At 40.4% G+C, this 267-nt stretch carries 1 protein-coding gene; it reads right to left on the reverse strand.

Going from position 1 to position 267, the window contains the following annotated elements:
• On the reverse strand, positions 1-267 hold a 267-nt coding region (locus tag VJL_RS26320; RefSeq protein ID WP_038882299.1), incomplete at both ends, for a GrpB family protein.

Raw genomic sequence — 267 nt, forward strand, 5'->3', positions numbered from 1 at the left:
TTTTCAGCTCATTGTATCGTTGAACTAACTCAGGACTTTTACGGAGTTTGTCTCTAAACCCCACAAAAAACTCAAATTCCGAACCATTGGCTACAACTTGAAAAGCGACATCCTCACCTGAGCTATTTTCCAGCATGCAAAGCTCCGGAGTTCTTAACGTATCGGATTTTTCGTTGAAACCTAGAGTAGAAAGTAACTTTACTGCATTCTCTAGTTCCTTGCCGTTAACACCAACAAGTATGTCTAGGTCACCTTTAGATACAGCAT

The sequence above is a fragment of the Vibrio jasicida CAIM 1864 = LMG 25398 genome (assembly GCF_000400365.1).
GTDB classification, from domain to species: Bacteria; Pseudomonadota; Gammaproteobacteria; order Enterobacterales; family Vibrionaceae; genus Vibrio; species Vibrio jasicida.